The organism is Crossiella sp. NPDC003009, assembly GCF_053591555.1.
The window spans coordinates 100203-123092 of record NZ_JBSFUA010000024.1 but is presented as its reverse complement, the minus strand read 5'-3'; the positions used below and the strand labels follow the sequence as shown (position 1 = coordinate 123092).

Sequence of the window (22890 nt, the reverse complement as noted above, 5' to 3'; positions counted from 1 at the left end):
TTGCGAGGCTTTGGCGGCGGTTGCTGTGAGCGTCTGCTCGGCGGGATGCGGTACGCAGTCTCCAGGCCGTACGGAGAAGACGAGAGGACCTCTTGCGTCTAAAGCCAACCCTTCGCCCGCTCCTCAGCCGCCGGTGGTCGGCCTGGGGAAGGTCGGGATGCTGAGGCTCGGAATGACGATGCTGGGAATCGTGATCCGCGGAATCGACAGCGTCGGTCGTGGCGCCGAGGTCGACCCCGAGCCCCCGCTCGAGCGGTCCAGCGGTGCGATCAGGCCGCACATGCGCCACTCGCCGTCTTCCTTCAGCAGGCGGAAGGAGCGTTGCTGCTTCTTCTCCTTGCCGCCGGTGTCCGTGGTGGTCTGGTCCGCCTTGACCGTGCCGGTGCCGGCCTCCTCGTTCGCCTCGACCGAGGCGACGGTGATGGTGGCCTTGCTGTTGTGCGCGGTGGTGGTCTTGGTCGGGGTGGCGGTGCGGGAGGACTCCTGCTTCTGCACGGCCTCGCGGCGTTCGCGGAGGTTCTTCATGTCCTCCGCGCACAGGTAGGGCTGGTAGTCCTTCTCCCCGTTGATCTCCATGATGCTCTTGTCGAAGTCGCGCTGGTAGTTGGCCAGCACCGCGGTGGCGAGCTCCTTCGGGTCCGGGGACCGGGTCAGGAAGTAGAGCAGCGTGCCGCCGCCGCCCAGCAGCACCACGGCGGCGGTGGCCGCGGCGATGATGATGCCGGTCTTCTTCTTCGGCGACTGGGACTGCGCCGCCTGGTAGGCCGCGTACTGCGGGCCGCCGTACTGCGGCTGCTGCTCGTAGCCCTGCTGCGGGAAGCCGCCGGTGGGCGGGTACTGCTGGCCGTACGGACCGGTCTGCTGCCCGTACGGGTCCTGCCCGTAGCCGGGCTGCTGCTGGCCGTAACCGGGCTGTTCGTACCCCGGCTGCTGCCCATGGCCGGGCTGCTGCTCGTACCCGGGCTGTTGCCCGTAACCGGGCTGCTGGCCGTACCCCGGCGGCTGCTGCCCATAGCCCTGCCCATGGGGATCGGGCTGCTGGCCGTACGGGTCCTGCCCGTAGGGGCCCTGCGGGGGGTAGGTCACCTCGGCGCTCCTTCGTCGTCGGGGGTGTCGCGTTCGTCAGCCGCCGGAGCCGGGTGGCGTCGGCCGTGGGAAGTCGATTTCCGGGATGACCCCGCAGATCGTCCAGCCCTCGTCCTGCGTCAGCGCGAGTGTGTTCTTGATTCTCAACGAACCGGCAGGGCCCTGCGCCTCCAACGTGACCACAGCGCTACCGGATGTCCCGCTCTCCGTGACCTTTCCGGCCGTCGCGGTGGCCTTCGCGGGGGTGGCCGCGCCGCCGCCGATGCTGGCCAGCTGCTCCCTGGTCCGGCCCGCGTCGTCGTCGGCCTGCTTGCGGTACGCCGGGCAGAACAGGTCCGGGTCGGTGACGCCCTCGTTCACGCCCTTCACGTAGGCGTCCACCACCGCCTGCGCGGTGCTGAACCCGCCGCCACCGGTGAAGCCGAGCACCAGGATCGTGGTGATACCCACCGCGGCCACGCCCGCCCCACCGATCACCCAGGGGAGTGGGTTGGGGTGCATTCCGGGCGACACGGGGTAGCCGCTGTGCGGGCCCTGCGCCGGGTAACCGGCCGCCGCCCCGGCCTTCGACTTCCGCCGCAGGCGTCCCAGATATTGGTACGCTGCGGAAAGTCCACCCGGTCGTTGCTCCGGTCCAGTTCGGGGGGTGGGAACCGGTTGCTGTGGGTAGCCGCCAGGCTGTTGTCCCCAGCCAACTTGCCGGCCAGCTGGTCCCGGCTGAGGTGGTGGGACGGACATCAGGATCTCCTATGGGTACCGCTCGCGCCGCCGGCCCGCCCATTCGGGCGCTGACCGACCTCTACTCGACGCACCGTAGTGGGTGCACCGGTAGTCCTTACACCGAGATGGAGCAGTTCGACCGGCCGAGTGGGCGGTTGTGACCTTTCGCCACGCCCGGTTGCCATGTAGAACAACGTTGTTGTCGGTGATCGCCGGTACCGTGAACGGACAGAGCACGGGAGGAGGGGTGCCGACATGCAGCACGATCGTCCCGGCAGCCAGCCCGACGAGGGTGGCGAGCGGATCAGCGGTGGCACGGCCGCTGAACTCAGTGCACAGATTCGGTTCCTTGAGGACGAGCTGGCCCTGGTACGCCGAAAGCTCGCCGAGTCTCCTCGGCACGCGCGGCTGCTGGAGCAGCGACTCGCCGAGGCCACAACTCGAGTGAGTCAGCTCACAGAACGCAATGCCAAGCTGGTCGAGACGCTGAAGGAAGCCCGAGGACAGCTGCTGGCCCTGCGCGAGGAGGTCGACCGCCTCGCCCAGCCGCCCAGCGGTTACGGGGTCTTCCTGGCCCGCTACGAGGACTCCACGGTGGACGTGTTCACCGCGGGTCGCCGGATGCGGGTCGCGGTGTCGCCGGCCGTCGAAGCGGAGAGCCTCCAGTTCGGTCAGAGCGTGCGGTTGAACGAGGCGCTGACCGTGGTGGAAGGCGGCACGTTCGAGCGCACCGGTGAGGTGTGCGCGCTCCGCGAGGTGCTGACCGAGGGCGAGGGCCTGGCCAGGGCGCTCATCGTCGGGCACGCCGATGAGGAGCGGGTGGTGTGGCTGGCCGAGCCCTTGCTCGAGCAGCCGCTCAAGCCCGGCGACTCCCTGCTGGTCGACTCCAAGGCCGGGTTCGCCTACGAACGGGTGCCCAAGGCCGAGGTCGAGGACCTGGTGCTGGAAGAGGTCCCCGACATCGGGTACGAGGACATCGGCGGCCTGTTCAAGCAGATCGAGCAGATCCGCGACGCGGTGGAGCTGCCGTTCCTGCACTCCGATCTTTTCCGCGAGTACGAGCTGCGCCCGCCCAAGGGCGTGCTGCTCTACGGTCCGCCCGGCTGCGGCAAGACGCTGATCGCCAAGGCCGTGGCGAACTCCCTCGCGAAGAAGGTCGCCGCCTCCCGTGGCGACACGGACGGACAGGCCAAGTCCTACTTCCTCAACATCAAGGGCCCCGAACTGCTCAACAAGTTCGTCGGCGAGACCGAGCGGCACATCCGCTTGATCTTCCAGCGGGCCCGGGAGAAGGCATCCGAGGGCACCCCGGTGATCGTGTTCTTCGACGAGATGGACTCGATCTTCCGGACTCGTGGCAGCGGTGTCTCCTCCGACGTCGAGACCACCATCGTCCCCCAGCTCCTCAGCGAGATCGACGGCGTCGAGGGCCTGGAGAACGTGATCGTCATCGGCGCCTCCAACCGCGAGGACATGATCGACCCGGCCATCCTGCGGCCAGGGCGGCTCGATGTGAAGATCAAGATCGAGCGGCCGGACGCCGAGGCGGCCAAGGACATCTTCGCCAAGTACCTGACCGCGAACCTGCCCATCCACGAGGAGGACCTCGCGGAGTTCGGCGGCGACCGGTCGACGTGCATCCAGGCGATGATCCAGCACACGGTGGAGCGGATGTACTCCGAGACGGAGGACAACCGCTTCCTGGAGGTCACCTACGCCAACGGTGACAAGGAGATCCTGTACTTCAAGGACTTCAACTCCGGCGCGATGATCCAGAACATCGTCGACCGCGCGAAGAAGGCCGCGATCAAGGCGGTGCTCGACACCAAGCAGCCCGGTCTGCGCGTCCAGCACCTGCACGACGCCATCGTGGACGAGTTCGCCGAGAACGAGGACCTGCCCAACACGACCAACCCGGACGACTGGGCCAGGATCTCCGGCAAGAAGGGCGAGCGCATCGTCTACATCCGCACCCTGGTGACTGGCAAGAACCAGGAGTCGGGCCGGGCGATCGACACCGCCAGCAACACCGGCCAGTACCTGTAACAAGCGGAGCAGTCAAGGCCCGGCCATCCCGCCAAGGATGGCCGGGCCTTCCGCTGTGACCGCTTTCGCTACGGTGGAACCGTGAGCGAGTCGGCCGTCTCGCCCGCCCTGCGCCAGGTGCGCGGGCGGGCCACCGCCTTGCCGGGGGGCACGATCACCTGGCGCACCTGGCAATGCCTGCTGTGGTGGAGCGGCCTCGGCGAGGGCCGGACCCGGTTCCGCGCCCGCTGGCTGCGGGAGAACCGGGAGATCATCGAGGTCGCGGCCAAGGACAACGACATCCCGCCCGAGGTGCTGGCCGGGGTCGCCTACCAGGAGGTCGGCGAGAAGCCGATGGTGCTCGACGACCTCGTCGACTGGCTGCGCCGCACCATCCCGCAACGCCTGCTCCCCGGCCGCGCGGCAGGCAACCCCGACTACACCTCCTACGGCCCGATGGCCATCCAGGTGCGGCGCGGGGCGGAGGCACTGGGCTACGACCCCGGCACGCTGACCAGGGCCCAGCGGCGGGAGATCATCGCCACGCTGAAGGAACCGCGGCAGGGCATCTACGTCGCGGCCATCCACCTGGCCGGGCTGCGGCGCGAGGCCGGGTTCGCGGGGGAGCTGACCGAGGCGCAGGGGGCGGAGCTGACCGCGCGGTACAACGGCGGGCCGTACTGGCGGGGGCGGCAGGCGCAGCGGTACGCGGCGCGGTACCGGGAAAGCCTGCCGGTGCTGCGGGAAGTGCTCAGCGACTGAATGTCCAGGCAGCCGGACCCCGACCTGGTCATCGCCTGGTTTCCGATCGGCGATCGGGTGTCCGGTCGGATCCTCGGCTACCTGATGCCGAAGTCTCGGGTCGGCGTGCACGTCGACCTGGGCCGCGGCGCGCGGGGGTTCATCGACGGCGAGCACCTGACGCACGATGTGGGGGAGTGGCCCGCCATCGGCTCGGTGATTGAGTTCGAGGTGCTCCGGCACGACATCCGTCGGCTCATGGGGTACTGCCAGGTCCGGCTCTGGCCGCTGGAATCCCGGTTCCGGTCTGGCCGGACGAGGTTGGCCTTCAGCGCTGCGGAGTGGTCAGCGATCAAAGTCCGGCACCCGGTCGGCTCGCTGGTGACCGCCACCGTCACCGGCATCACCCCCGGCAACCGCTGGTACACGGTCACCTTCGGCGCGGCCTTCAGCAGGATCACCTGGACCGGTAGCCCGCCCGAGGTCGGTGTCACCGCTGACTTCGTGGTGACCAGGCTGCTCGACACCACCCGGCGCATCCAGCTGACGCCCCTCGGGTAGCGCCCCGACGCGCGAGACGCCGCCGGGTTGCCTCTTCTTCCTCGTTCGTGGTCTGAACCACAGAGCCCGTAGCCGTCCCCGGGCCATCTCGGGGTAATCCCGGGGTTGCACCGGTGGCGGCCAGGGTGGGGGGCAACCAGAATCGTGGCCGGTCGCCGTCCACTTGGGACGGTCTGGGGTACGAACCGTCCCATTTGGACTCTTTGGAGGATTTCGTGACGTCAGCTCCGCCCACGCTCCGGGGCGCCGACCTGCGGGTCGCGGCTCGGACTCTCGGCCTGGTCAAGGTCTACGGCCGTGGTGAGGCCGCGGTCCGGGCGCTGGACGGGGTCGACCTGGAGATCCACGCCGGGCGGTTCACCGCGATCATGGGGCCCTCGGGCTCCGGCAAGTCGACCATGATGCACTGCCTCGCCGGGCTGGACACCGCCTCCAGCGGCTCGGTGTTCCTCGGCGAGACCGAGCTGAACACCCTGTCGGACAAGGCGTTGACCACGGTGCGCCGGGACCGGATCGGGTTCGTCTTCCAGTCCTTCAACCTGCTGCCGCAGCTGACCGCGGAGCAGAACATCCTGCTCCCGCTGGAACTGGCCGGCAAACAGCCGGACCGCAAGTGGTTCGACGAGCTGGTGGAGATCCTGGGCATCAAGGACCGGCTCACCCACCGGCCCTCGGAGATGTCCGGTGGTCAGCAGCAGCGGGTCGCGGTGGCGCGGGCGCTGGTGTCCCGGCCCGAGGTGATCTTCGCCGACGAGCCCACCGGCAACCTGGACTCGCGCAGCGGGCACGAGCTGCTCGACCTGCTGCGCCGCTCGGTGCACCAGTTCGGCCAGACCGTGGTCATGGTGACCCACGACCCGGTGGCCGCCTCCTACGCCGACCGCGTGGTGCTGCTCGCCGACGGCCGCCTGGCCGGCGAGATCTACCAGCCCACCGCGGACTCCGTGCTGGACGCGCTGCGCAAGCTGGGGGTCTGACCGTGGCGCGTTCGCCCTTGCTGCGCACCGTGATCCAGGAGATCAAGCAGCGGCCCACCCGGCTGCTGCTGACCGGCCTGGCCGTGGTGGTGGCCACCATGTTCGCGGCGGCCTCGCTGATGTTCACCGCCACCCTGCGGGTCGCGCTGATCAACACCGCCTCCACCACCCCGGAGGCGGCCGCCGCGGTCTTCACCCCGAAGACCGAGTACGACCCGAACAACCCGGACAAGCCGGGCAAGGACTTCACCGCCGAGCTCAAGGCGGTGCCGGGGGTCGACGAGGTGGCGCCGGAGGGCGGGGCCTACCTCTACAGCGCCAAGGACTCCAGTCAGCCGTGGCGGGTGGTCGCGGACACCCCCGGCGCGCTAGCCCGCGCCACCCTGCTCAGCGGCAAGCTGCCGGGCGGGGCCAACGAGGTCGCGGTCAGCGAGGCCACCGCCAAGCGGGAGGACCTCAAGGTCGGCTCCACCGTCTCGCTGATCGGCCGCGGCGGTGGTCAGAAGGCCGCGGCGCTGACCGTCACCGGGCTGGTGAAGATCAAGGGCGGCGGGGACCGCACCCTGGTCGCCTCGCCTGCCACCGTGCACGGGCTGGAACCGCGCTCCTCCTGGTACACCTACGAGATCACCGCCAAGCCCGGCAGCACGCCGGAGCAGGTGGTGGCCGCGATCAAGACCAAGCTCGGCGACCAGGTGCAGCAGGTGCGCACCGGCGCGCAGCAGCGCAAGATCGACACCGACCGCCTGGGCAGCTCGGCCGACCAGATCCTGATGGTGCTCAGCGTGTTCACCGGGCTGGCCATGCTGGCCGCGGCGCTGGTGGTCTCCTCCACCTTCCGGATCGTCATCGCGCAGCGGCGGCGGCGCACCGCGCTGATGCGCTGCGTCGGCGCCTCGCGCGGACAGGTGCTGCGCGCGCTGCTGGCCGAGGCCGGGGCCTCCGGGCTGGTCGCCGGCGTGCTCGGCGCCGGGCTGGCGCTGGGTCTCGGGCACGCGGCGCTGGCGATCATCAACACCCAGGTGGAGACGCCGCTGCCGTCGTTGCAGGTCTCCTGGGTCAGCTTGGCGCTGTGCGTGCTGGCCGCGACCGTGATCACGGTGATCGCCGCGGTCGGACCCGCGGTCGCGGGCACCAAGGTGCCGCCGGTGGCCGCACTGGGCGCGGCCAAGGTCAGCGAGGCAGGCACCGGGCGCAGCAAGGCGCGCGTGGTGTTCATGGCGCTGTGCCTGCTGGCCGCCGTGGGGCTGCTGTTCCTGCGGCCGGGCGGGGACAAGGGCTCGGAGCTCAACATGCTCTCCGTGGTCGCCTCCGGGGTCTTCGCCTTCGCCGCGCTGATCCTCGGCGGCCCGCTGCTGATGCCGTTGCTGGCCAGGCTGGTCGGCGCCCCGGTGCGGGCGGTCGGCAAGGTGCCGGGGCGGATCGCGGTGGGCAACGCGCTGCGGGTGCCCAAGCGGACCGCGGCCACCACCGTGGTGCTGACCATGGGCGTCGGCCTGATCGCGGCCGTGCTGGTCGGGCTCGCCTCGGCCCAGGCCGGGGCGAACGAGCGCATCGACGCCCGCTACCCGGCCAAGCTGAGCGTGGAGTCCAACGACGCCGATGGCATCGCGGACAAGACGGCCAAGGCCGTCGACGCCCTGCCGGAGACCGGGCTGGTCAGCAAGCTGCTCAGCGCTCGGGTGGCGCTGAAGGGCCCTGGCGCGAACCTCGACCAGATCTACGCCGTCGGCGTGGACGTGAGCACCTTCCCCGCCCTGACCAAGGGCAGGGTCGACCAGGGCAAGCTCACCGACCTGGGCAAGGGCAAGGCCGGGCTGTCCGAGGCCCTGGCGGTCAAGCTGGGCGCCAAGCTCGGCGACAAGCTCGGTGTCAGCGGTCCTGGCGGCGGCAAGCTGGAGGTGACCGTGGCCGCGGTCTACCGCGACGCGGGCACCCTCGGCCCGGTCTCGCTGTTCCCCGGCGACCTGACCACGGTCGAGCCCAAGGCCGGGATCAGCCAGCTGCTGGTCGACCCGGCGCCTGGCACCGATGTGGACGCGCTGCGCAAGGCGGTCGGCGTGATCGCCACCGCCGAGGGCGGGGTGCGCATCACGGTGCCGGAGGACGAGAAGAAGGAGCTGGCCACCGCGCTGAACACGATGAGCCTGGTGGCGCTCGGCCTGGTCGGGATGACCGTGCTGGTCGCCGTGGTCGGCGTCGCGGTCACCCTGTCGCTGTCGGTGGTGGAGCGCACCCAGGAGTCCGGTCTGCTGCGGGCCATTGGCCTGTCCAGGGGCGGCCTGCGCGCCGCGCTGGCCTGGGAGGCGGTGGTCTTCGGCGCCTGCGCCGCGGTGGTCGGCCTCGGGCTGGGCGGCCTCTACGGCGGGCTGGCGGTGCAGAGCCTGGAGCTGTTCGGCTCGGTCACCGTGCCCTGGCTGCAACTGGCCGCCGTCGGCCTCGGCCTGGTGGCGCTGGCCCTGGTGGCCGCGGTGGGCCCGGCCCGCCGCTCGGCCAGGGTGAGCCCGCTGGAAGCCCTGGTCGCGGACTGATCCTCGAGGCCTGCCGGGCCGGTCAGACCAGACCGGCCCGGTAGGCCAGGATCACCAGCTGCACCCGGTCGCGGGCGTCCAGTTTGGTCAGCAGGCGGCTCAGGTAGGTCTTGACCGTCAGCGGGCTGAGCACCAGCCGCGCGGCGATCTCGTGGTTGGTCAGGCCCTGCGCGACCAGGGTCAGCACCTCGGTCTCCCGCGCGGTGAGCGCGGACAGTTCTCCTTGCCGGACAATAGCTTCCGGCGTCTCCCGGAATCGCGCGATCAACGTCGCGGTCGGCCCTGGGGACAGCAGCGACTCCCCGGCGGCGACCGTGCGGATGGCCTCCAGCAGCGCCGCGGGCTGGGTGTCCTTGACCAGGAACCCGCTGGCCCCGGCGCGCAGCGCGGCCACCACGTTGTCCCCGGTGTCGTAGGTGGTCAGCACCAGCACCCGCACCCCGGCCAGGTCCTCGTCCCCGGCGATCAGCCGGGTGGCCTCCACCCCGTCCAGCTCGGGCATCCGGATGTCCATCACGACCACGTCGGCCCGGTTCTCCCTGGCCGCGCGCACCGCCTCGGCGCCGGTGGCGGCCTCGCCGACCACGGTCATGTCCGGCGCGGAGCCGACCAGCAGGGCGAAGGCGCGGCGGACCAGGGTCTGGTCGTCGGCGAGGACCACGCGGATCATGCCGCCTCCGGGATGGGCAGTTCGGCCATGACCAGGAACCCGCCGGCGGCGGGCGAACCGGTGCTGAGCGTGCCGCCGAGGGCGTGGGCGCGTTCGGCGAGCCCGGTCAGCCCGAGCCCCGCGCCGACGGCGGTCCCGCGACCGTTGTCAGTGACGGTGAGCAGCAGGTGGGCCGGGGTGCGGGTGATCTCCACCGTGGCCAGGGTGGCGCGGGCGTGCCGGACGAGGTTGGTCAGGGCTTCCTGCACGATCCGGTAGGCCACCACGTCCAGCGCGGGCGGCAGCCCGGTGAGGTCGTCGGCGCGCAGCTCAACCTCGATGCCGGTGGCGCGCACCGGCCCGAGCAGCGCGGGCAGCCCGGCCAGTCCAGGCACCGGCAGGCGGTCCGAGGACGCTTCGACGCTCGGGCCGCGCAGCGAGTCCAGGGCCGCGCGCACCTCGGCGCGGGCCCGCCCGCAGGACTCGGTGATGCCGTCCAGGGTCTCCGCCAGCGCCGCCCGGTCCAGCGGCCCGGTGGTCAGCAGGTGCGCAGCCACCCCCGCCTGCACGCCGATCACGGTGATGCTGTGCGCCAGCACGTCGTGCAGGTCCCGCGCGGTGCGCAGCCGCTGTTCGGCGGCCAGCCGCGCGGCCTCGGCCCGGCGACCGGCCCTGGCGGTCCTGGTGGCGCGCACGGCCGCGCCGAGCACCGCGGCGGCCACCAGCCAGCCGACCGGACCGAGCAGGCCGAGGGTGATTCCGCCGTCCTGCACCAGTTCCGAGGTCACCGTGAGCAGCACCAAGATCGCGGGAGCCAGCCAGGACCAGGGCCGGGCCAGCCGTTCCGCGGCACTGAACAGCAGGGCCATCGCCGGCACGATCAGCGCCTCGTGCGGGTAGTCCAGCCAGTGGTAGGGCAGCGCGAGCAGGCTGTGCGCGGCCAGGGCGGCCAGCGGGTGCCGGGTGCGGACCAGCAACGGCGCGCACCCGGCCAGCAACAGCGCCCAGCCCAGCCCGTCCAGTGGGTGCCCGCCCGGCCAGCGCAGCGCGAGGCCGACGGCCAGCCCGGTCACGGCGAGGTTGAGCGGAACCGACCGCAAGCTCATGCCGGTTTGCGCACGAGGACAAGCGTCTGGGCCAGCACGAGCACACTGTAGGCGGTCATCAGCGCCACCCGCAGCCAGTGCGTGTCCATGATCGACTCGTAGGCCGCGCCCAGCACCTCGGTACGGCCGATCTCCTCCTGCCAGCGCGGCCACATCAGGACGCTGGTCGCCATGATCACCGCCTGCGACACGGCTCCGGCCAGCACGCTCCACCAGGGCAGTCGCGGGTGCCGCAGGAACAGCATGACCACGGCCAGTGCCGCCGAGACCACGGCAAGCGGGATGACCAGCGCGAACACCGTGCCGGACCAGGCGTGGTGCACCGGGTCCAGCGCCACCGGGGTGAGGCGCCGCCAGGAGGCGTACTCGGCGTGCACCAGGAAGATCACGCCGGTGTTGATCGCGGCGAAGAACAGGCCCAGCGGCAGCAGGTAGGCGGCCAGGCGGGTGCGGGTGAAGTCCATGGGGCACAGCGTGTCCGGGCCGCGCGCGGATCTCGTCCGGCCGTGGCTGACAAATCGGCATACAACCAGGGGAGTACTCGGGCAGGATCACCGGCGTGGAACTGCGCGTGCTGGGTTGCTCCGGCGGCTGGCCGGGACCGGGTGAGCCCTGCTCCGGATACCTGCTGACCGCGGCAGGCCGCCGGATCTGGCTGGACGCAGGCACCGGCACGCTGCCGGAGCTGTTGCGGCACACCGAACTGCGCGCCCTGGACGCGGTGTGGATCACCCATCTGCACACCGACCACTGCGGCGACCTGCCTGCCGCGTTCCACGCCCTGGCCTACGGCCCGCCGCGCGGCGCCCCGCTGCCGGTGTTCGGCCCGCCCGGCCTGACCAGTCACCTGCTGACCCAGCTGGACGAGGATCCCCAGGAGCTGCACCGGTTCCTGGCGATCACCGAGCTGACCGACCACTCGGCGCACGCGGTCGGCGGGCTGCGGCTGACCGCGGTCGCGGTGCAGCACGGCATGCCCGCCTTCGGGGTCCGCGCCGAGGCCGGGGGCGAGGTCCTCGGCTACACCGGGGACTCGCGCAGCTGCCCGGCGATCACCGAACTGGCCGCGAACGCGGACCTGTTCCTGTGCGAGGCGTTCCTGTCCGCGCCGACCAGCCGCCCGTTCACCAGCGTGATGACCCCGGAGGACGCGGGCAGGCACGCCGGAGAAGGGCGGGCGCGGCGACTGGTGCTCACCCACCTGCACCCGGGCGCGGACCCGGAGGCGGCGCGGGCCAGAGCGGCGGGGGCGTACCGGGGGCCGGTCGAGGTGGCTCGGCAGGGTGCGGTGTTTCAGACCTCCGGCGGCGTCCGCGCGTAGATGTCCTCCGGGCTGAGCTGTTCGCGGCCGGTGGAGACCGCCCAGCGGTGGCCGAAGGGGTCCCGGAAGGCGCAGAACCGTTCGCCCCAGAACGCCTCCTGCAGCGGGATCTCCTCCGCCGCCCCGGCCCAGCGCGCCAGCCGGTACACCCGGTCCACGTCCTCGACCTCCACGTGCAGCTGCACCGGGCTGCCGCCGATGGTGGGCGGGGCCAGCGCGTCCAGCGACGGGGTCTCCTCGCTGACCAGCAGGCGGTGGTCGCCCAAGGCGAGCTCGACGAAGAGGATGGTGCCGTCGGGCAGGCGGTTGCGCCACAGCTCGTGCGCGCCGAAGACCTTGGTGTAGAAGGCGATCGCCGCCTCGGTGTCCTTGACGAACAGGTGCGGGGCGAAGCCGGTCGGGCGGGTGCTCACGCGCACCGCCGGTTGGTCAGCAGGCCCGCGCGCTGGGCCGCCTCGACCAGCGCGGCGAGCAGTTCCGCCTCCTGCCGCACCGCTTCGCGGCCGAGCGCGGTGAGCTCGTAGTAGCGGCGGCGGGCGTCGTGCGGTGCCTGCGGGTCGGCGGCCTCGGTCTCGGTGACCAGCTCGTCGGCGACCAGGCGGGCCAGGGTCCGGTAGAGCGTGCCGGGGCCGAGCTTGACCGTGCCGCCGGTGGTCTCCTCGACGAAGGCCATCACGCCGTAGCCGTGCCGGGCGCCGTTGGCCAGCGCGAGCAGCACCTGAAAGGCGGCCGGGGTCAGCGGCGGCAGTGCCTTTGCGGAACTCACCCCCGCAGGATACAGTCCACCATCGTTGTATCCACCATGGATATATGAGAGAGGTTCGTGATGATCACCGGGGTGAGCAAGGTGGTGCTGACCGTGCGCGACTGCGACACGGCCAAGGAGTTCTGGGTGGAGCGGATGGGGTTCAGCGTGGTCACCGACGCCGCCTACGGCGAGGGCGCGCGCTGGCTGGAGGTGATGTCGCCGGACGGCGCGGTGTCGCTGGTGCTCGACGGCAAGGGCGCGCAGCACCCGGCCGACCGCGCGGTGCCCGAGGAGCTTCCGCACTCCAACGTGTTCTTCACCTGCGCGGACATCGAGCAGACCTATGCCGAGCTGACCGAGCGCGGGGTGAGTTTCCCGGAGCCGCCGGTCAAGCAGCCCTGGGGCTGGTGGTCGATGTTCGAGGACCAGGACGGCACCAGGTACGCGCTCAACCAGCGCGGCGAGTGAGGCTTAACCGGATAGCTCATCAGCTAGCATCGGGTGGTGACCGACCGGAAGCCGCTGCGCGCCGACGCCGCGCGCAACCGCGAGCGGGTGCTGGCCGCCGCTCGCGCGGCCATGACCGCCGGTGACCTCTCCTTGCAGCTCAACGAGCTGGCCAGGCAGGCGGGTGTTGGGGTGGGCACGGTCTACCGCAACTTCCCCACCCGCCAAGCCCTGCTGGAGGCCCTCGCTGACGACCGGTTCGAGCAGCTGCTCGCCGAGGTCGAGGCCGCCACCGCCGAGCCGGACGCCTGGACCGCGCTGACCCGCCTGACCCGCGCCGCGGTCGCCATGGCACTGGCCGAACCGGGCCTGGCCGAGGTGATGGTCACCGAGGAGGACGCCGGGGCCGGCACCACCGACCGCAAACGCAGGCTGGACGCGGCCACTGACAACCTGCTACGCCGCGCCAGGCAGGACGGCCGGCTCGCGGCCGAGGTGGACGCCGAGGACCTGCGCCGCCTGCTCTGCGGCGTCCTGCACGCCGCCGCCAACAGCCCAGAGCCTGAGGTCGCCGCCGAGCGCTACCTCACGATCCTGCTGCACGGCCTGCGGCCGCCGTCAGGCCGGTGACCAGCAGGTCCAGTCCGAAGTCGAACTCGGCCAGGTGGTCGCAGGTGGCCAGGTGCCCGGCCGCGCCGACCACGTGCGGCTGCTGGGTGGCCAGCAGCCGCGCCAGCCGCTCCTCCACCCCGCCCAGGTTCGCGCCGCTGAAGGTCGGGCCCGCCGATGCCTCGCGCAGCAGGCTGCCCACCACGTAGGCCAGCACCGCGCGCATGCCGTGCACCGCGTCGGCGGGGGAGAAGCCCGCGGTGGTCAGCACGCCCAGCGCCGCGTTGGTCGGGGCCAGCGCGGTGAAGGAGCTGAGCTGGCGGGTGAGCACCAGGGCCGCGCAGTTGGGGTGGCGCAGCGCGGCCTTGCGGAAGGCGTGCGCGATGGCGCGCACGTCCGGGCCCAGCTCGCCGGTCAGCGGCGGCAGCGGCAGGGTGGACAGCACGTGCTCGGCGATGGCGTTGAGCAGCGCCTCCCGGTTGTCCACGTGGTTGTACAGGCTCATCGGGTCCACACCCAGCCGCCGGGCCAGGCCGCGCATGGCCAGCGAGTCCACCCCTTCCTCCTCGGCCATGGCGATGGCCTCGGTCACGATCACGTCCCTGCTCAACGTGGATGCCCCCCGCCGAGGCCGCCCCCGCCGCGGCGCACCCGCCACCCCTTCATCTCCCTCTCCACCACTCATTGGACAAAACCTACACCGTAGGTCTACCTTCTCCATATCTACACCGTAGGTTTACCCGAAGAGCGGAGCCAAGCCATGACCGCGTACGTCCTACCGCCCGAGGACGTCCTGCGCGCCAGGGAGAAGCTGGTCCTGGACCACTTCCACGACGAGGTCGCGCACCAGTGGGACGAGGTGCTGGCCACGTTCCCGCACCCGCACTACGAGCTGATCGCCTCGATGACGGTCCACGACGGCGACGCGGCCGTCCGCGGCTACTACCGCGACACCAGAACCGCCTTCCCCGACCAGGACCACGAGATCATCGCGTTACGCCACACCGCGGACGCGGTCGTCGTCGAGTTCTGGCTCACCGGCACCCACCTGGGCCCCCTGGGCAAGATCCCCCCAACCGGCGGCCGCCACCGCACCCGCATGACCGCCTACTTCCTCTTCGACGAACACGAGAACCTGGTCACCGAACGCATCTACTTCGACCAGCTGACCGTCCTCAAACAACTCCTCTCCACCCTGAACAAGAAGAACCCCAAACACCTCCTCACCCTGACCCGCGCCCTACTCGGCGCGGCAAGCACCGCAGGCACACCCCCCGACCCCAGGCTGCTAACAACATGAGCCCCCACTCGCCACCCGCCGGAGCCAGCGCCGCGACCACCCCTGCCAACCAGGGACCACCGGCGCGCCTCTCCACCACCCCAACCGCGTCATCCCGCCCCGCGCCCTGCTCGGCGCGCCGGACAACCGCGACCAAGCCCCACCCCAAGGCCGCCGCCACGAAGCCCCATTCCCGCAGCCACGTCGTCCCATTCCGGTTCTTGCTCGGCGCGCCGGTCACCAGGGCCACACCCTCCAACCCCAGGCTGACGACACGAAGCCCCACCCCCTCGGCGGCGGCACCCCCGCCCACCCGGTGCCCGGCGGAACCAGTGCCACGACCACGCCTCCCGACCAAGGCCGCTGTCATGACTCCCCACCACCGCAACCGTGTGGTCCCGCTTCGCGATTCGCCCCGGGCGGCGGAGATCGCGGTCACGGCCCCAGGTCGGAGGTCGCTGTCATGACGCTGCGCCTCCGCGACCGTGTGGTCCCGCTTCGCGTTTTGCCGCGGGTGGCGGGGATCGCGGTCATGGCTCCGGGTAGGAGGTCGCTGTCATGACGCTGCGCCTCCGCGACCGTGTGGTCCCGCTTCGCGTTTTGCCGCGGGTGGCGGGGATCGCGGTCATGGCTCCGGTTCGGAGGTCGCTGACATGACGCTGCACCTGCGCCACCGCGCGGTGGCGGTTGCGGTCACGGCTGCCGGTCGGAGGTCGCTGGCGTAAGTTTGCACCTCGTCCCGTTCCGCGTTCCGCTTCGCCTGGCGGGCATCGCGGCCACGGTTGCTGACCGGGGGCCGTTGGCATGAGGCCCCATCACCGCACCCGCGTCCTCCCGTTCCGCGTTTCGCTCCGCGCGGCGGGCATCGCGGCCACGGCTCCCGACCGAAGGCCGCTGGCAGGGCTCCCCACCTCCGCACCCGTGTCGTCCCGCTTCGCGCTTTGCCCCGCGCGGCGGGCATCGCGGCCACGGCTGCCGACCGAAGGCCACTGGCATGAGATTCCATCACCGCAACCGCGTCCTCCCGTTCCGCGTTTCACTCCGCGCGGCGGGCAACCGCGCCCACACCCCCGACCCAAGGCTGCTGATGGCATGAAGATCCACCACCTCAACTGCGGCAGCATGCACATGCGCACCCCGCTGGTCTGCCACGTCCTGCTGCTGGAAACAACCAACGGCCTGGTCCTCGTCGACACCGGCTTCGGCCTCAAGGACATCGAGGACCCGGCGGGCCGCATCGGCTTCACCCGGCACCTCACCAAACCCGCCCTGGACCCGGCCGAGACCGCCGTCCACCAGTTCCGCGCCCTCGGCCACGCCCCGGAGGACGTCCAGCACATCCTGCTCACCCACCTGGACTTCGACCACGCGGGCGGCCTTGCCGACTTCCCCAACGCCCAGGTCCACACCACCGCCGCCGAATGGCAAGCCGCCCGACATCCCAGCACCGCCAAGGAACGCCGCCGCTACCACTCCACCCACTGGTCGCACGGCCCCAAGATCACCGCCCACGAGCCCACCGGCGACTCCTGGTTCGGTTTCCCCGCCGCCACCCCGCTGGACCACATCGCCCCGGGCCTGATCCTCATCCCGCTGCCCGGCCACACCAGGGGCCACGCGGGTTACGCGATCAACCGGGGCGACACTTGGCTCTTCCACGCGGGCGACGCCTTCTTCCACCACAGCGCCCTCACCGACAAGGGCTGGCGTCCGACTCTGCACCGCCTCCAGGAGACCCTGCTGGCCGTGGACCGCAAACGCCTGCACCACAACAGATCCCGCCTGGCCGAGCTACGCACCAACCCCACGGTCGAAGTAGTCAGCGCCCACGACCCCGTCCTCTTGGCCAAGGCCCAATCCGCCCCCTGACCCGGCCGGGTGGAAGAAGCTCACCCGCCGCGACCAACGTCGCGTGCCGCAACGGTCAACACGGCGTCCGAGTCGGCAATCCCCGGCGGCGGGGTGGCCAGCGCGGCCAGTGCTCCGCGCTGGCTCCTCGGCTTTGCGGGGTCAGCGGGTGGTGAGCAGGGGCCAGATGTCTTGGGAGGCGTTGGCGCCCAGGGTGGGGTCGTGGTGGCCGTAGCCTTCGATGACGCGGTAGGTGACGTGGGGGTTGCCGCCGGCGCGGATCAGGCCTGCGCCGTTGGGGTGGTCGCCCATGCCCTTGGCGGTGTTGAACCACAACACCTTTGTGCGGATATTGGCGAAGTCGAGGTGGTGCACGGAGGTGTCGCCGCACCAGATCGCGGCGGTGTCGCGGATGAAGGCGAAGGGGATCACGCCGCTGCCGTAGGCGCGCAGGGCCTGGCCGTAGCGGGCCGCGGGGGTGTGGTCCAGTTCCCAGGTGTCCTCGGCCGGGTTCTCTGCGAAGGTGTAGCGGCCCGCCAGGTGGCTCTCGTGGTAGACGAGGCGGAAGGGCAGGCCCAGGTGGGCGGTGCGGATCAGGTGGTGGTGCAGCTGGCCGCCGGCGGTGAAGTTGCCGGGGTGGCCGCCAGGGCGTGGGGCCTCGGTCGGCTCCTGCTGCGGGCGGTCGTACAGGGCGAGGATGCCGGTGACGCCGTCCAGACCGAGCCTGCCGGCCGCCAGCGCGGCCTGAAACGCGGCCACCGAGCCCTTTGCGTCGGCGATCAGCGCCGGGTCGGTGTACGGGCCGACGTTGTCCAGCACCACGATCCGGTCCAGCCGGGCGGAGGCGTCCTTGGCGGCGAAGTCCAGTGCGGTGGCCGCGCCGCCGGAGTGGCCGATCACCTCGAACGGCAGCCGCAGCACCGCGTCCACCGCCTTGACCACCCTGGCCAGGTCCGCGCTGTGCTGGCTCAGGCCCATGGCCGCGGTGGCCGGGTCGGTGGCGCTGGGCAGCGCGTCCTCCCTCGGCGTGACGCCGATGACCAGGCTGCCGTGCTCGCGCAGGTGCTGGGCCAGGTTGTGCTCGCGCGGGGTGAAGAAGTTGCCGGTGAAATTGGCCGCGCCGGAGGGCAGCAGGTAGGAGATCCGCTCCGGTGGGGCGGTGGCGTCGGCCAGGATGTCCAGCCGGACCGGGTAGGAGTCGGTGGGCACGGTGCAGCTGGTCAGGATCCAGCCCGCCCAGGCCTCAACGGTGATGTCGTTGGCGTTCAGGGCGATCGCGAGCTCGCGCAACGGGTCAGCTCCCCAGGTAGATGACCTTACCCACCATTATTACCCGTCTGGGTGAACCAGTGCTGGATCAACGCGCGGCCGTCGTCCACGAACGGCCAGTCCGGGTCGTCCAGGCGCTTGCGCAGCTCGGTGAAGGACATCCACTCGCCGGAGACCACCTCCTCCGCCTGGTGCGTCACCGGGCCGTCGGAGAAGGCCTCGTAGGCGTACTGGTGCGCGCGCACCGGCGGCACCACGAACGGCAGCGTGAACAGGTGCCGCAGCGGCACCCCGGAGATGCCCAGCTCCTCGGCCAGCTCCCGCTCGGCGCACAGCGCGGGATCCTCGCCCGCGCCGACCACGCCGCCTGCCCAGCAGTCGTGGCAGCCGGGGTTGATGTCCTTGGTGTCACTGCGCTTGTGCACGTACACCCGTTCGCCGTCGGTGGAGCGCACCAGGATCGCGGTGCTGGCGTGCCAGAGCCCCTCGGCCCGCATCACCCGCCGTGGCGCGCTGCCCACCTCGGCGCCGGACTCGTCGTAGATCGCCACCAGCTCATCACCCGAAGACACCCGGCCAGTCTCGCCGCCAGGGCCGGACACCGCCACGACCGGCAGTTATGACCTCGCGCACGCCCGGCGCAGCGCCGCGACGGTCAGCCCGATCGCGGGCACCCTGGCCAGGTCGGGCCAGGTGCACAGGAACACCTCGCGGCACAGCGCGGGCCGCAGCGGTCGCACGCACACATCCGGCCGCCGCACCGCGTTGAGCATCAGCTCCGGCACCACCGCCACCCCCAGCCCGGCCGCGACCAGGCCCTGCACCGCCAGGTTGTCGTCGGTGGCGAAGGTGATGTCCGGGCGGAACCCGGCCGCCGCGCAGGCGTGCACCAGGTGTTCCCGGCAGCGCGCGCACCCGGCGATCCAGTGCTCACCGGCCAGGTCCGACAGCGCCACCTCCGGCGCCGCGCACAGCCGGTGCCCGGCGGGCAGCAGCGCGACCAGCGGATCGGTGAACAGCCGCACCGTCATCAGCCCCGGCGTCTCCGCCGGTTCCGGCTCGCCCGGATAGGTGAAGGCCAGCGCCAGATCGCATTCCCCGGCCCGCAGCAGCTCCACCGACTCCGGCGGCTCGGCCTCGGTCAGCGACAGCCGGATGTCGGGGTGCTCCCGGCCGATCCGGGCCGCCACCGGCGGCACCAGTGTCGCGCTGCCGCTGGGGAAGACCACCAGCCGCACCTGCCCGGCCCGCCGCCCGGCCAGCTCGGCCACCGCGCGTTCGGCCGCGGCCACCTCGGCCAGCACCAGCCCGGCCCGCCGCACCAGCTCCGTGCCGGCCTCGGTGAGCCGCATCTTGCGCCCGCAGCGCACCACCAGCGGCGTGCCGCACAGCCGTTCCAGCGCCTTCATCTGCTGGCTGATCGCGGGCTGGGTGTAGCCAAGGCGCACCGCGGCAGCTGAGTACGACCCGGTACGGGCGACAGCGCGCAGCACCCGCAGGTGTCGTAGTTCCAGCATTCTGTTTCCCTACCACGGATTCCGGCCGCGAATCAGCCCGCCATAGGTGCGGACTGCGGGTATAAGCCCAGCTTTGGGCCGGTGTGCGCAATGCTTGTTGGACCAAGCGCCGAATTCGCCGAAACACTTTCCCCATGACTTCCGCAGCCGAGCTCCGACCGATCCGGACCCGCGCCATGTGCGCCTTCACCCGCCGAGTCGACAAGATCGTCGGCAGCGGCGCCCAGCCGCAGCGGATCGCCACCGAGGTGGCAGGTTGCCTTGGCGAGCTGCTCACCCAGCCCAGGGTGCTCGCCCCGGCGCACCTGCTGCCCTCGCCGGAGAGCTACCGGCAGCACCTGGTCTACGTGGATCCCGGCGGCCGGTTCTCGGTGGTCTCCCTGGTCTGGCTGCCCGGTCAGCGCACCCCGATCCACAACCACCGCTGCTGGTGCGTGGTCGGCGTGCTGCGCGGGGTGGAGGAGGAGGTCCGCTTCGACCTGGACCCGCGCAGCCGCAGCCTGCACCGCCGGGACGTGGTGACCAACCAGGCCGGCAGCGTCTCCGCGCTGGTGCCGCCGGAGCGGGACATCCACCTGGTGCGCAACTCCGGGTCCACCCTGGCCGTCTCGGTGCACGTCTACGGCGCCGACATCGGCAGGCTCGGCAGCAGTATCGACACGATCTACTCGGCAGGCTGACGTCACTGTCCGTCTCACCCCGTAGGCTGCCGGTATGCGGCGGATCATGGGAACCGAGGTCGAGTACGGCATCTCCGTGCCCGGCGACGCTTCGGCCAACCCGGTGCTCACCTCGACCCAGGTGGTACTGGCCTACGCGGCGGCGGCCGACATACCGAGGGCCCGGCGGGCGCGCTGGGACTACGAGGTGGAGTCCCCGCTGCGGGACGCCCGCGGCTTCGACCTGGGCCCGCCCGGCGGGGCGCCGGCCGACCACGACGTGGAGGACCTCGGCGCGGCCAACGTCATCCTGACCAACGGGGCGCGGCTCTACGTCGACCACGCGCACCCGGAGTACTCCACGCCCGAGCTGACCAACGCCCGGGACGTGGTCGTCTGGGACAAGGCCGGCGAGCGGATCATGGAGGAGGCCGCGATGAAGGCGGCCACCGTGCCCGGCCAGCCGCAGCTCCAGCTGTACAAGAACAACATCGACGGCAAGGGCGCCAGCTACGGCACCCACGAGAACTACCTGATGGCGCGCAGCACGCCGTTCACCGCCGTCATCTCCGGGCTCACCCCGTTCTTCGTCTCCCGGCAGGTGATCACCGGCTCCGGGCGGGTCGGCATCGGCGCGGCCAGCGAGGAGGCCGGCTTCCAGCTGTCCCAGCGCTCGGACTACATCGAGGTCGAGGTCGGCCTGGAGACCACGCTCAAGCGCGGCATCATCAACACCCGGGACGAGCCGCACGCCGACGCGGACAAGTACCGCCGCCTGCACGTGATCATCGGCGACGCCAACCTGGCCGAGTACTCCACCTACCTCAAGGTGGGCTGCACCGCGCTGGTGCTGGACATGATCGAGTCCGGCCGCCGCTTCGACGACCTGCGGCTGGCCGACCCGGTGCGCGCGGTGCACGCCATCAGCCACGACCCCACGCTCAAGGTCAAGGTGGAGGTGGCCGGCGGGCGCAAGTTCAGCGGCCTCGACCTGCAGTACGCCTACCACGAGCGGGCCGCCGAGCACATCGAGCGCAACGGCGCGGACCGGGTGTCCACGCACGTGCTCAAGACCTGGGGCGAGGTGCTCGACGACCTGGCCAGGGACCCGATGAGCTGCGCGGACCGGCTGGACTGGCCGGCCAAGCTGCGGCTGCTGGAGGGCTACCGGGCCAGGGACAACCTGCAGTGGGGCTCCCCGCGCCTGCAGCTGGTCGACCTGCAGTACTCCGACGTCCGCCTGGGCAAGGGCCTCTACAACCGCCTGGTCGCCCGCGGCTCGATGAAACGCCTGGTCAGCGAGGAGGAGGTGCGCGCGGCCATCACCGCGCCGCCGGAGGACACCCGCGCCTACTTCCGGGGCCGCTGCCTGGAGCGCTACCCCACCGAGGTGGCCGCCGCCTCCTGGGACTCGGTGATCTTCGACCTGGGCCGGGACTCGCTGGTCCGGATTCCCACCCTTGAGCCGCTCCGGGGAACAAAAGCGCACGTCGGAGCCTTGTTGGAGGCATCGGACACCGCGGAGGAGCTGGTTCGTCAGCTCACCCGTCGTTGATCTTCTTGGTTACAGACCTGACCGGTCTCTCCACCTTGTCGGTCATGGTCGGTAATGTTGCGGACAGGCCAACCAACGGGGAGGCGACATGGCACAGGAGCAGGTCCAGAAGCAGGGCGGCGGCGACGGCGACGAGGAGTCGGCCGGAGCTGGCGGCGCTGGTCAGGAACGCCGGGAGAAGCTCGGCGAGGACGTGGACGCGATCCTCGACGAGATCGACGACGTCCTGGAGGAGAACGCCGAGGACTTCGTGCGCGCCTACGTGCAGAAGGGCGGGCAGTAGCCCCGCCCATCAGCACCTGTCCTAGCCGCGCACACCGCACACCAGGAGACGAAGACAGCCGATGGAGAACACGTCGGCCCGGAACTACCCGGGCGCGGCCCTGCACCCTGCCTACTTCGCGCCGGGGGCGGTGTCCTTCAGTGAGTTTCTCGGACAGGCGGCGCCCGACCTGCTGCCGGGCCGGCGTGGGTTGCCGGAGGCGCCGGTGACCGGTCCGATCACGCACGGCACCACCATCGTGGCCGCCACCTTCAAGGGCGGCGTGCTGCTCGCCGGCGACCGCAGGGCCACCCAGGGCAACGTCATCGCGCAGCGGGACATCGAGAAGGTCTTCGTCACCGACGACTACTCGGCCGTCGGCATCGCGGGCGTGGCCGGGCTGGCCGTGGAGCTGGTCCGGCTGTTCGCGGTGGAGCTGGAGCACTACGAGAAGATCGAGGGCGTCTCGCTGTCCCTGGACGGCAAGGCCAACAAGCTCGGCACCATGGTGCGCGGCAACCTGGACGCGGCCATGATGGGCCTGGCCGCGATCCCGCTGTTCGTCGGCTACGACCCCGAGGCCGCCGACCCCGAGCGGGCCGCCCGGATCGTCTCCTACGACATCACCGGCAGCCGCGCCGACGAGCACCAGGGCTACCACGCCATCGGTTCCGGCTCGGTGTTCGCCAAGTCCGCGCTGAAGAAGAAGTTCGACCCCGCCGCCGACGTGGACACCGCGGTGCGCACCGCGGTCGAGGCGCTCTACGACGCGGCCGACGACGACACCGCCACCGGTGGCCCCGACCTGACCAGGCGGATCTACCCGATGGTCGTGACCATCACCGCCGAAGCGGGCGCGGTGAAGTGGTCCGAGGAGTCCACCAAGGCCGTGGCCGAGGCCGTCGTCCAAGGCCGGATGGCCAACCCCGGCGGCTGAGCCGTCCCCCACAACCAGCCCTGTCGCCGATCCTCAAGCCGGG

At 71.4% G+C, this 22890-nt stretch carries 25 protein-coding genes; 14 read left to right on the top strand and 11 right to left on the bottom strand.

The annotated features are described in order from the left end of the window. Positions 1-123: 123 nt before the first annotated feature. Both ACWDY5_RS24280 and ACWDY5_RS24275 read right to left on the bottom strand, forming a co-directional pair. Positions 124-1086 (bottom strand): Rv0361 family membrane protein, encoded by a 963-nt coding sequence (locus ACWDY5_RS24280; protein WP_449724457.1) that lies wholly within the window; start codon positions 1084-1086, stop codon positions 124-126. Positions 1087-1122: 36 nt separating this feature from the next. Continuing rightward, positions 1123-1563 carry a hypothetical protein gene (locus ACWDY5_RS24275; RefSeq protein ID WP_449724456.1) on the bottom strand — a complete coding sequence of 147 codons (441 nt, stop codon included), beginning with the start codon at positions 1561-1563 and terminating at the stop codon, positions 1123-1125. A 498-nt stretch (positions 1564-2061) separates the two neighbouring features. On the opposite strand from ACWDY5_RS24275, the gene arc reads away from it, so the two are divergent. From arc to ACWDY5_RS24250, 5 genes are all read left to right on the top strand, one after another. Continuing rightward, entirely contained in the window at positions 2062-3852 is a 1791-nt protein-coding gene (gene arc, locus ACWDY5_RS24270; protein WP_283659938.1) for a proteasome ATPase, read from the top strand. Positions 3853-3933: 81 nt separating this feature from the next. After that, entirely contained in the window at positions 3934-4593 is a 660-nt protein-coding gene (locus ACWDY5_RS24265; RefSeq protein ID WP_449724455.1) for a hypothetical protein, read from the top strand. Further along, the gene (locus ACWDY5_RS24260) at positions 4594-5133 is read left to right on the top strand and encodes a hypothetical protein (RefSeq protein ID WP_449724454.1); all 540 of its coding nucleotides are present in this window, start codon (positions 4594-4596) and stop codon (positions 5131-5133) included. A gap of 251 nt (positions 5134-5384) precedes the next feature. After that, positions 5385-6110: an ABC transporter ATP-binding protein gene (locus ACWDY5_RS24255; protein WP_449724459.1), complete on the top strand. Its 726-nt coding sequence runs from the start codon at positions 5385-5387 to the stop codon at positions 6108-6110. 2 nt (positions 6111-6112) lie between these two features. Then, entirely contained in the window at positions 6113-8641 is a 2529-nt protein-coding gene (locus tag ACWDY5_RS24250; RefSeq protein WP_449724453.1) for an FtsX-like permease family protein, read from the top strand. Between the two features lie 22 nt (positions 8642-8663). Here the strand turns inward: ACWDY5_RS24250 and ACWDY5_RS24245 are convergent, their stop codons facing one another. The 3 genes from ACWDY5_RS24245 to ACWDY5_RS24235 are packed head-to-tail and all read right to left on the bottom strand — an operon-like array spanning position 8664 to position 10860. After that, on the bottom strand, positions 8664-9311 hold the full coding sequence (locus ACWDY5_RS24245; RefSeq protein WP_449724452.1) for a response regulator: 648 nt from the start codon (positions 9309-9311) through the stop codon (positions 8664-8666). Further along, a complete protein-coding gene (locus tag ACWDY5_RS24240) occupies positions 9308-10396 on the bottom strand; it encodes a sensor histidine kinase (RefSeq protein ID WP_449724451.1) in 1089 nt (362 codons plus the stop codon). Before ACWDY5_RS24240 ends, ACWDY5_RS24245 begins: the two co-directional genes overlap by 4 nt. Next, a complete protein-coding gene (locus ACWDY5_RS24235; protein ID WP_449724450.1) occupies positions 10393-10860 on the bottom strand; it encodes a hypothetical protein in 468 nt (155 codons plus the stop codon). Before ACWDY5_RS24235 ends, ACWDY5_RS24240 begins: the two co-directional genes overlap by 4 nt. 95 nt (positions 10861-10955) lie before the next feature. Between ACWDY5_RS24235 and ACWDY5_RS24230 the strand changes: the two genes are divergently transcribed. Then, positions 10956-11717, top strand: coding sequence for an MBL fold metallo-hydrolase (locus ACWDY5_RS24230; RefSeq protein ID WP_449724449.1), 762 nt, complete (start codon positions 10956-10958; stop codon positions 11715-11717). On the opposite strand, the gene ACWDY5_RS24225 is transcribed toward ACWDY5_RS24230, so the two are convergent. Then, positions 11690-12130 carry a VOC family protein gene (locus tag ACWDY5_RS24225; RefSeq protein ID WP_449724448.1) on the bottom strand — a complete coding sequence of 147 codons (441 nt, stop codon included), beginning with the start codon at positions 12128-12130 and terminating at the stop codon, positions 11690-11692. The genes ACWDY5_RS24230 and ACWDY5_RS24225 overlap by 28 nt on opposite strands. Continuing rightward, complete coding sequence (locus ACWDY5_RS24220; protein ID WP_449724447.1) at positions 12127-12483, bottom strand: PadR family transcriptional regulator; 357 nt, start codon at positions 12481-12483, stop codon at positions 12127-12129. Before ACWDY5_RS24220 ends, ACWDY5_RS24225 begins: the two co-directional genes overlap by 4 nt. Before the next feature lie 60 nt (positions 12484-12543). Here ACWDY5_RS24220 and ACWDY5_RS24215 point away from each other — a divergent pair, with 60 nt between their 5' ends. Further along, positions 12544-12933 (top strand): VOC family protein, encoded by a 390-nt coding sequence (locus ACWDY5_RS24215; protein WP_449724446.1) that lies wholly within the window; start codon positions 12544-12546, stop codon positions 12931-12933. Between the two features lie 36 nt (positions 12934-12969). Then, positions 12970-13542 carry a TetR/AcrR family transcriptional regulator gene (locus tag ACWDY5_RS24210; RefSeq protein ID WP_449724445.1) on the top strand — a complete coding sequence of 191 codons (573 nt, stop codon included), beginning with the start codon at positions 12970-12972 and terminating at the stop codon, positions 13540-13542. Here the strand turns inward: ACWDY5_RS24210 and ACWDY5_RS24205 are convergent. Next, positions 13499-14113: a TetR/AcrR family transcriptional regulator C-terminal domain-containing protein gene (locus ACWDY5_RS24205; protein WP_449724444.1), complete on the bottom strand. Its 615-nt coding sequence runs from the start codon at positions 14111-14113 to the stop codon at positions 13499-13501. The genes ACWDY5_RS24210 and ACWDY5_RS24205 overlap by 44 nt on opposite strands. 168 nt (positions 14114-14281) lie before the next feature. On the opposite strand from ACWDY5_RS24205, the gene ACWDY5_RS24200 reads away from it, so the two are divergent. Beyond that, the gene (locus ACWDY5_RS24200; protein WP_449724443.1) at positions 14282-14821 is read left to right on the top strand and encodes an ester cyclase; all 540 of its coding nucleotides are present in this window, start codon (positions 14282-14284) and stop codon (positions 14819-14821) included. A gap of 1071 nt (positions 14822-15892) precedes the next feature. Beyond that, the gene (locus ACWDY5_RS24195; RefSeq protein WP_449724442.1) at positions 15893-16669 is read left to right on the top strand and encodes an MBL fold metallo-hydrolase; all 777 of its coding nucleotides are present in this window, start codon (positions 15893-15895) and stop codon (positions 16667-16669) included. Between the two features lie 141 nt (positions 16670-16810). On the opposite strand, the gene ACWDY5_RS24190 is transcribed toward ACWDY5_RS24195, so the two are convergent. Genes ACWDY5_RS24190 through ACWDY5_RS24180 form a run of 3 tightly spaced genes read right to left on the bottom strand, consistent with a single transcriptional unit; the run spans position 16811 to position 19434 of the window. Then, the gene (locus tag ACWDY5_RS24190; RefSeq protein WP_449724441.1) at positions 16811-17938 is read right to left on the bottom strand and encodes an alpha/beta fold hydrolase; all 1128 of its coding nucleotides are present in this window, start codon (positions 17936-17938) and stop codon (positions 16811-16813) included. Positions 17939-17964: 26 nt separating this feature from the next. After that, positions 17965-18489 (bottom strand): NUDIX hydrolase, encoded by a 525-nt coding sequence (locus tag ACWDY5_RS24185; protein WP_449724440.1) that lies wholly within the window; start codon positions 18487-18489, stop codon positions 17965-17967. Positions 18490-18534: 45 nt separating this feature from the next. Beyond that, on the bottom strand, positions 18535-19434 hold the full coding sequence (locus tag ACWDY5_RS24180) for a LysR family transcriptional regulator (protein ID WP_449724439.1): 900 nt from the start codon (positions 19432-19434) through the stop codon (positions 18535-18537). Positions 19435-19568: 134 nt separating this feature from the next. On the opposite strand from ACWDY5_RS24180, the gene ACWDY5_RS24175 reads away from it, so the two are divergent. The 4 genes from ACWDY5_RS24175 to prcB all read left to right on the top strand — a co-directional run bounded on the left by ACWDY5_RS24175 (position 19569) and on the right by prcB (position 22847). After that, a complete protein-coding gene (locus tag ACWDY5_RS24175) occupies positions 19569-20114 on the top strand; it encodes a cysteine dioxygenase (RefSeq protein ID WP_449724438.1) in 546 nt (181 codons plus the stop codon). Between the two features lie 34 nt (positions 20115-20148). Next, positions 20149-21648, top strand: coding sequence for a depupylase/deamidase Dop (gene dop / locus ACWDY5_RS24170; protein ID WP_283659919.1), 1500 nt, complete (start codon positions 20149-20151; stop codon positions 21646-21648). A gap of 88 nt (positions 21649-21736) precedes the next feature. Continuing rightward, on the top strand, positions 21737-21931 hold the full coding sequence (locus ACWDY5_RS24165; RefSeq protein ID WP_283659918.1) for a ubiquitin-like protein Pup: 195 nt from the start codon (positions 21737-21739) through the stop codon (positions 21929-21931). Positions 21932-21992: 61 nt separating this feature from the next. Continuing rightward, positions 21993-22847 carry a proteasome subunit beta gene (prcB, locus tag ACWDY5_RS24160; protein ID WP_283659917.1) on the top strand — a complete coding sequence of 285 codons (855 nt, stop codon included), beginning with the start codon at positions 21993-21995 and terminating at the stop codon, positions 22845-22847. Positions 22848-22890 lie beyond the last annotated feature (43 nt).